A 7,308-nucleotide genomic window follows, 5' to 3' on the forward strand; every position below is an offset into this window, starting at 1 on the left:
CATCGTGGTCGAAGCCAACCACAAACGAGCCGTTCACCTGGATGCCGCAATCGTGCAGCATGCCGATCCGCCGCGCGTAGTCGGATGCCCGCGGCGTTTTCTTGCGCGATTCGGTCAGGTTCTGGTCGGTCAGCGACTCCAGTCCAATGAAGACGCCGGTGCATCCTGCCAGCGCCATGGAACGAACCAGGGCCGGATCGTCGGTGACATCAATTGAAACTGCGGCGCTCCAGATTTTCCGCAGCGGCCGCAGGGCGGAACACAGCGCGTGGAGGTACGCCCGGTTCGAACCGAGATTGTTGTCAATGAAAACGGCATAAGGCTCGCCCGTAGCGGCGAATTCGGCGGCAACCTCTTCCGGACGACGCATCCGGTATGGCATCCGCAGTCCATCCGTCGCGAGATAACAAAAACCGCAGCGGTTATGGCATCCGCGGGTCGCGATCAGGCTCGCCGTGGTCAGGAAGCTGCGGCGCGACAGCAGCCGGCGGAGAGGCGGCGGGTCATTGGCATATTCGTTCTCAAACGTGGCCGCATAACGCGGCTGCAAACGGCCCAACTCGACGTCTCGCAGGATCCGCGGCCAGAGTTGCACCCCATCGCCCATGGCCAGAGCGTCGGCGTGGGGAGCGCATTCCTCGGGACACGACAGCACGTGCAGTCCGCCGAGAATCACCTGCGCGCCTCGGCGCCGGTACCAGTCCGCAAGTTCGAAGGCGCGCCGCGCGAAGGTGAGGTGGACTGAGAGTCCCACCACCTGCGGCATGGGGCGGGAAGGCGGCCGGCCGTGCAGCAGGTTTTCATCCCAGTACTCAACCTTCCAGTGCGCCGGCGTGACGGCAGCGAAACTGGTCAGAGCCAGAGTCGGGGTCAGTACGTGCTTGCCGAAACTGGCGTGTGCATCCTTGGCATAAAAGGGGTTGATCAGCAACGCGCGGCAGGGTTCGATGGCGTCCCCGGGGTCGTTCTCGTCCAGCGCCGGCGCGGCAGCCATCTCCGCGGGAATCCACCGTTTCTTGAGCGGGGCGGCAAACGGCTGCAGGAAGTCCGTCATGCCGCTATACTTTGTTATACAAAGTACTTTCTGTCAAGAAGAAATGCGCACCTTTCCTTACGCACTTTTTATTCGTCGCGGTGCACCGTTTCCATGGAGAACGCCGGCACGCAAACGGCGATGTACTCCGCGCCTTCAGGCTCCGGCGTGGAATACCGCACCCACTCGCCGGGGTGTGCGATCACCGCCTGCCCGGCGCGCACTTCGATCTGCCCGCCTCGATGTTCCACCCGCAGCATTCCGCGCAGGACGATCGTGTACTCCTCGAAGTCGGGGGTCTGGCCGGGCTCCTGCCATCCGCCGGGGCTGCGCATGTGGGCGACGCTGACCGGGGCAGTCTGCGAATTCACGTGGCCGATGTATTCGTCGATCAGCTTGGGTTTGTTGCCGGCGGCTTGGATGCGGGTGGGAGTTCGAATCAACGTGGGCACAGCAAGACTTTAGCAAAGTAAGAAGTCAGAAATAAGAAATCAGAACAAGAAAAACACGGCAAACGCGCGTACACCTCCACTTCTGACTCTGACTTCCTACTTCTTACTTTCGACTTCGATTCGCGGCATACTCCGCCGGACTGGGCAACGGTTCCAAGCCGCGGTTGGCAAGAATGTCTTGCATGAGCTTGACGAAATCGGCGTGCACCAGTCCATTGGTCGCCAGCGTCTCGCGGCTGTCGAGGCGCCAGGGCCCGCCGGTGATGTCGGTGATCTCACCCCCAGCCTCTTCCACCATCAGCGCGCCCGCCGCAGTATCCCACGGGTTGAGGTTGAACTCCCAGAATGCATCCAGACGTCCGCTGGCCACCGAGGCCAGGTCCAGCGCCGCCGATCCTGCCCGCCGCACCCCGTGCGTGCGCAGCGTGATCTGGTGATAGAAGTGGATGTTCGGGTTCTGGTGCCGCTTGTGGCTGGGGAAGCCGGTGCCGCACAGCGATTCCGCCATGTTATTGACGCTCGACACGCGGATGCGGCGCTGGTTCAGGTATGCCCCGCTTCCCTTCTCCGCGGCGAACAGTTCGTCGCGCGTGGGATCGTAGATGACGCCGGCGATGCGCCTGCCCTTGTGCTCCAGCGCAAGCGAGACGCAAAACACGGGGAAGCCATGCGCGAAGTTGGTGGTGCCGTCGAGGGGATCAATGTACCAGCGATAGTCGCTGCCGGTCTCGACGCGCGCCCCTTCTTCGCCCACCAGGTCGTGGCGCGGCCAGCGGGCGCGGATGCGCTCCGTGATCAGCGCTTCCGCGCCGCGGTCAGCTTCGGTGACCAGGTCCACGTCACCCTTGTATTCGAAGCCGATGCGGCGGCGAAAACTCATCAGCAAAAGCGCGCCTGCCTCGCGCGCGATCTCGGTCATGGCGGGAACGTATTGGTCGGTGGAGTTCAAAAAGTCGACGGTCCAGGTTCGATTGCTTCTGGAGTATCGCATGGGAACGCCGCTCATAAAAACAGCCGTGAATGGAAGCCGGATGTGCCAGGTGTGGCCATCGGCTTTCGACTAGCGGCCGTCGGCGGGTTTCGCTCGTTTCGCCGGCGCGCCGTCCTCGGCGATGTATATGATTTCGTGCTTGAAGATGAACAGGTTGGGTGCGCCCTCGCGCGTCAGCCGGATCATGTTCTTATCGTAGTATTCAATCCAGCCGCGCACCACTTCGCCGTCGAGCAGCTTGACCTGCACCGGACGCTGTTTTTCGCCAAGCGCCTTCAGGTACATCGCCTCTTCGTTCGTCTCCTCCGGCGGCGGCGTCTTCGCTTTCTTCAGGGGATTGGAAAGGCCAGGAATGCGGAATGGCATGCGCTCATTGTAACAGTCGGCTACTTGAACTTCGACGTGTAATACCCCGCGCGATAGCGCGCCTTCAGCTCTCCGGTGGCCGGGCCTTTCAGGTCCACCCGGATGCGGCGGAAATCCGATTCCGCGAGGCGGTGCGCCGGGTAATACGCCAGCAGGTACTGCGTCCGCAGCTCGTCGCTGATCTGCTCGAAGGCGCGCTCCAGCCGCGGCAGCGTGTCCGCGTAATAGTATTTGCCGCCGGTGTCATTGGAGAGCTGGATCAGCGCGTGCTCGCCCCCCAGGTCGCGTCCGGCGCTGGCCTCGATCGGCACCACGATGATCGAGTAAACGATCGCTTCCGACTGCTGCGCCGCCCGCAGCGCCTCCTGGTATGACGTGCTGCTCATGGTGTCGCCGCCATCCGTGATGATCACCATCACCTTGCGTCCCTGCCGCTTGTACAGCGCCTCGGCCCCCAGGTAGATGGCGTCGTACATCGCCGTGGCCGAGCGCACATGCACCCGCTCGATGCCGGCATCGATGCGCCTCAGGTCAGCGGTAAACGGCACCAGTTCCTCCACCACTTCGCTGAACTGGTAAAGGGCCAGGCTGTCCTGCGGGCGCAGAATTTCGTGTGCGAACTGCTTCGCCGACACTAGCTCCAGCTTCAGGTCTTTCTTCGTGCTCAGACTGGCATCCACCGCCATGACGATGGAAAGCGGCAGTTGCGATTCGCGGCTGAAAACCGCAAGCTTCTGCGGCACGCCGTCTTCGTAGATCGCGAAATTGTCCTGGGTCAAGGTGCGCGCCGGTGCCCCGCCGGCGTCGGTGACGGTGGCAAAGACGTTGACCAGCTTCACGTCAACGCTGATCGACGGTGTGTCGCCCGGGCTTTGCCGCGAAGGCAGGGTCTGCGCGGGCGCTGCCGCGGACAGCAACCCGACAACTTGCACGAGGAACACAGCGGAAAGACGGCGGAACACGGTCATAAATGGGTCAGTTCTTCTTGTCAGCGTCCTCTGTGGCTATACTTTTCGAATTTCCGGCGGAAATGGCTCGCCATCGGCCCACACCGCGCCGTCCTCAAAATATTCTTTCTTCCAGATGGGAACGGTCTTCTTCAGCGTGTCGATCATCCAGCGGCACGCTTCGAATGCCGCCGTCCGGTGCGCCGAGCAGACCACGATGGCCACGCTCGTCTCCCCGATATATAACCGCCCCAGCCGGTGCGAGATCGCTACCTCGCGCACCTTGAACTTCGCCCGTGCCTCTGTTGCCAGCTCGTCGAGCTGCTTGCTCGCCATCTCTTCGTAGGCTTCGTAATCAAGATAGACCGTGCGCCTTCCGCGACTGTTATCGCGCACAATGCCTTCGAAGACCACGACCGCTCCGTCCTCCGGCCGCTTCATGCGCTGGCTGAGCGCACCGGTGTCGATGCGCTCCCTGGTAAGTTGAACCCGGGTTGGGATCACAGGTTGTGCGGCATCGGCGCCGCCGCTGACCGGAGGCAGCAGGCCGACCTCGTCGCGATCGCGCAGCGCGGCCGAGCGCGCGGCATATTCCTGGTTCAGCGCCACCGCAATCGATCCCAGTGTCGCCTTCATCTTTGCGTCTTGCTCGTAATGCGACAGCAGGTCGCTGACGGTCGCGCCCTCGGGCAGCGACACCTCCTCGCTTCCCTTGCCGGCAAGGTCCTTCAGCACGCCGAAAAATAGCACGCGCACGCGCATCTGTTTTGATTCTACCGGAACCGGCGGCGGAGCCGGTGCATCAGGGACGCCAGTGGATCTCGTACACGCCGATGTTGGTCCAGTTTGGAAAGCGGGCCGCGATCTCGGAAAGCTCCTCCGGCGTCAACTTCGAAGCCGGAAAATGGAAGGCGTGCTTGACCACCATGACCTTCAAGTTCGGGTCCTGGATCGCGCGTTCCAACGCTTGCGGGGTCACGCGCCGGTCATCGTCGGTGGGATTGCGCAGGTCAGTGAGGAAATATAGTTCCCCGCCTTCGGGCGCCGCCAGCATGGGGCCGCCCTGCGCGTGCGCCAGGATGGCTGCCACCGCGTCCTCGACGTAGTCGGCATCATGGGCGCGCAGCCCTTGCGCGCGCGGCAAATGGAAAGCCCGCAACTTCGGCTCGTAGGAAAACGCGTTCAAGTACATGGCCCGTACCGAGACGAAGAAGACGGCAAATGCCAGGTAGAAGATCAGCAGCTGCGCGAAAAACGGCTTGCAGCGGCAGCGGTCCGAAACCGATACCACAGCGAAGAGGGTAAGCGCTGTCAGCGGCGCGAAGTAACAGACATAGACCGGGAAGGCTACCGGAAATTGCACCAGGCTGCACAAGCCGGCCAGCGTGGCCAGCAGGAAGATTCCCTGCTCGGCCTTTTTTGTGAGCGAACTGGCGAAATCCTGCCGGCGCGTGAAAAACCATACTGCCAGCAAGACCACGACCGGGCCGATCATCAGCGCCGAGCGCCAGGCAACGAAGGCGACCATGATCTTCGCGCGCATGAAAAACAGGATCGCGCCCAGGCCCGCGGCGATGATCAGATTCACCGTCGTGCCCCAGGCCCGTTCGCGCTTCAGGGCAACCGCCATCAATGCGTACAGCGGCCAGACATAGAAAAGCCCATCTTCGGGGATGACCGGGCGCCGCGGCGAGCTCATCACGTTCTCCACCCCGCCGAAGGCGCCGGTCAAAAGAGCACCGACGGAGTGAGAAAGCACGTAGGGGGCCAGGAACAGCCCCACCGGCAACGCAAAGCCTAACGCGAACGGCAGCGCCATGCGCAGTAGCGCCATGAACCGCTCGCGACTGCCGGCCCCCCGAATTCGCGCCTCGCGCCAAAGGAGCAGCGCAACCATGGCCGCGGCGGGCAGGAAGAAATGATACAGTTCGCCGCTTCCCAGCTGGCGGCGCATCATCCACAACAGCAGCGCGAGAAAAAGAACCAGCCCGGAAACCACGAATACGCGGTATGCCGTCGCACTCTGCCCCCCAGACTCCGTGCGCGATGCGGCCTCGGATTGCTCGCGAAAGATGAAGAACAGCAGGATCGCGGCCACCGCATACACGCCAATAATCTTGACCGTGCAGGAAACTCCCCCGCACACTCCGGCCACCAGCAACCAGCGCCGCGTTCCCACATCGAGGAAGCGCAACAGCGCGGCGGCAGCAAAGGTCGCGAAAAACAGGTTGTACCAGGACGGCATGGCTGCCGGATACGTGGGCAGGCTCCACGCGATCGCGAGCAGGGTGACGGCGGCGGCCGCAAACGCGGCCGCGAACCGCGTGGCGATGTAATACACGGCTGCAATCCAGGGCACCATGACCACGAATACGGCGTACCGCGTCGCCACCAGGTTCACGCCGACGATGCGAAACCAGAGCGCGTGGTACATGGAGAGCCCGCCGGTGTAGTTGTCATGAAAATCCCGGTGCGGAAGCTCTCCCCGAAACACGCGCAGGGCGCACTGTGCGAGGAAGCCATCGTCGCCCGCGATCCAGCCATTCTTCAAGTGCGCGTAAGCGTAGGCAGCGCCGGCAGCCGTTACCGCCAGCAACACCATCCAGAATGCAACCGATCCCCCGCGAGACTCGACCCCGGTCCTGGCGGTCGTGGACGTGAGGCAGGATGCTTGTGCGACGGGTTCCGGGGCTATGGTGGCCGGCACGGGGCAACACTAGCATAGTTACCCAAGCACGCTCATGCGCGGACGCCGGGGGTATCCAGACGACTAAGAGCCTGGAACAAGACCTTAATTACGGCGAAGAAAAGGCGCATACTTACATTGCCTGTTATCGCTCGTTGGCTCTTATTTAGCTCCTAGAAGGAGCTCAACTCCTTTGAAATCTATTTCGTGGTTAGCACGGTTGAGAGCAGTGGTTGCAGGCGCATTTGTCGGCGTGCTCGTATTATTTGCAGCAGCGGTTCTTGAGTTTTTCCTGCTCGCGGTGTGGGTCGCAGGATCAGCTCCTCGTGCGTCGCAGGCATCGACCGCAGGCGGAGGTGCTGTCACTTGGGATGTGATGTCGGTGTTCTATCGCGCAGGTCTGCGTGGAAAAGCATTCGAACTCCTGTTAGTGCTGCTGCCATTACTTTTTTCTGCTCTCGCGGGAAAGTCCATGTACTCCCGTACGCTGTCTGAGTAAGACATGAGTTGTTCGTCGTAACTTACGGTAATGCCTGTTATCGCTCGTTGAGTGCCGCATGGTGAGTCTGAAGTGAAAGAGACCAAACAGCACCGCAGTGGCAACATGAAGGCGAGAGGCGTTGTACTTGTGTTTGCGATCTGTGCGTTGGCCGATTTTGTGTGGGCGGTACTGGAAAAACGTTCCCTTGCCGAAGCCATCATCAGTGCAGTTCTTGGTTTGTTCGGAACGGCTTGGTCTTTGCTCATCATGAGGGCTGCGGAGGACAACGACCCTGATGACCCCAACTGGCCAGCGCGAATGGTTCCATAGTGTTACTCACGATAATGCCTGT

At 61.8% G+C, this 7,308-nt stretch carries 9 protein-coding genes; 2 read left to right on the top strand and 7 right to left on the bottom strand.

From position 1 onward, the window contains the following. The 7 genes from VFI82_11105 to VFI82_11135 form a co-directional block, all read right to left on the bottom strand. Positions 1-1,054 (bottom strand): radical SAM protein (locus tag VFI82_11105; GenBank protein ID HET7185223.1); only part of this gene is annotated, 1,054 nt, incomplete at its 3' end. Positions 1,055-1,122: 68 nt separating this feature from the next. After that, positions 1,123-1,485 carry a cupin domain-containing protein gene (locus tag VFI82_11110; GenBank protein ID HET7185224.1) on the bottom strand — a complete coding sequence of 121 codons (363 nt, stop codon included), beginning with the start codon at positions 1,483-1,485 and terminating at the stop codon, positions 1,123-1,125. 103 nt (positions 1,486-1,588) lie between these two features. Further along, positions 1,589-2,476: an inositol monophosphatase family protein gene (locus VFI82_11115; GenBank protein HET7185225.1), complete on the bottom strand. Its 888-nt coding sequence runs from the start codon at positions 2,474-2,476 to the stop codon at positions 1,589-1,591. Positions 2,477-2,545: 69 nt separating this feature from the next. Beyond that, positions 2,546-2,842 carry an RNA chaperone Hfq gene (locus VFI82_11120; GenBank protein HET7185226.1) on the bottom strand — a complete coding sequence of 99 codons (297 nt, stop codon included), beginning with the start codon at positions 2,840-2,842 and terminating at the stop codon, positions 2,546-2,548. A gap of 20 nt (positions 2,843-2,862) precedes the next feature. Continuing rightward, entirely contained in the window at positions 2,863-3,810 is a 948-nt protein-coding gene (locus tag VFI82_11125) for a VWA domain-containing protein (GenBank protein HET7185227.1), read from the bottom strand. Between the two features lie 36 nt (positions 3,811-3,846). Then, on the bottom strand, positions 3,847-4,551 hold the full coding sequence (locus tag VFI82_11130; GenBank protein ID HET7185228.1) for a molybdenum cofactor biosynthesis protein MoaE: 705 nt from the start codon (positions 4,549-4,551) through the stop codon (positions 3,847-3,849). Between the two features lie 40 nt (positions 4,552-4,591). After that, positions 4,592-6,496, bottom strand: a complete 1,905-nt coding sequence (locus VFI82_11135) for a hypothetical protein (GenBank protein HET7185229.1) — start codon at positions 6,494-6,496, stop codon at positions 4,592-4,594. Positions 6,497-6,668: 172 nt separating this feature from the next. On the opposite strand from VFI82_11135, the gene VFI82_11140 reads away from it, so the two are divergent. Both VFI82_11140 and VFI82_11145 read left to right on the top strand, forming a co-directional pair. Beyond that, positions 6,669-6,974 (top strand): hypothetical protein, encoded by a 306-nt coding sequence (locus tag VFI82_11140; protein ID HET7185230.1) that lies wholly within the window; start codon positions 6,669-6,671, stop codon positions 6,972-6,974. A 72-nt stretch (positions 6,975-7,046) separates the two neighbouring features. After that, positions 7,047-7,286, top strand: a complete 240-nt coding sequence (locus tag VFI82_11145; GenBank protein HET7185231.1) for a hypothetical protein — start codon at positions 7,047-7,049, stop codon at positions 7,284-7,286. Positions 7,287-7,308 lie beyond the last annotated feature (22 nt).

Source organism: Terriglobales bacterium (assembly GCA_035691485.1).
In the GTDB taxonomy this organism is placed as follows: Bacteria; Acidobacteriota; Terriglobia; order Terriglobales; family Acidobacteriaceae; genus JAIQGF01.

What these genes read in the sequence shown, in the direction of transcription:
- VFI82_11130 (HET7185228.1), bottom strand. Translation starts at nt 4,551, where the DNA reads ATGCGCGTGCGCGTGCTATTTTTCGGCGTGCTGAAGGACCTTGCCGGC.
- VFI82_11120 (HET7185226.1), bottom strand. Translation starts at nt 2,842, where the DNA reads ATGCCATTCCGCATTCCTGGCCTTTCCAATCCCCTGAAGAAAGCGAAG.
- VFI82_11125 (HET7185227.1), bottom strand. Translation starts at nt 3,810, where the DNA reads ATGACCGTGTTCCGCCGTCTTTCCGCTGTGTTCCTCGTGCAAGTTGTC.
- VFI82_11115 (HET7185225.1), bottom strand. Translation starts at nt 2,476, where the DNA reads ATGCGATACTCCAGAAGCAATCGAACCTGGACCGTCGACTTTTTGAAC.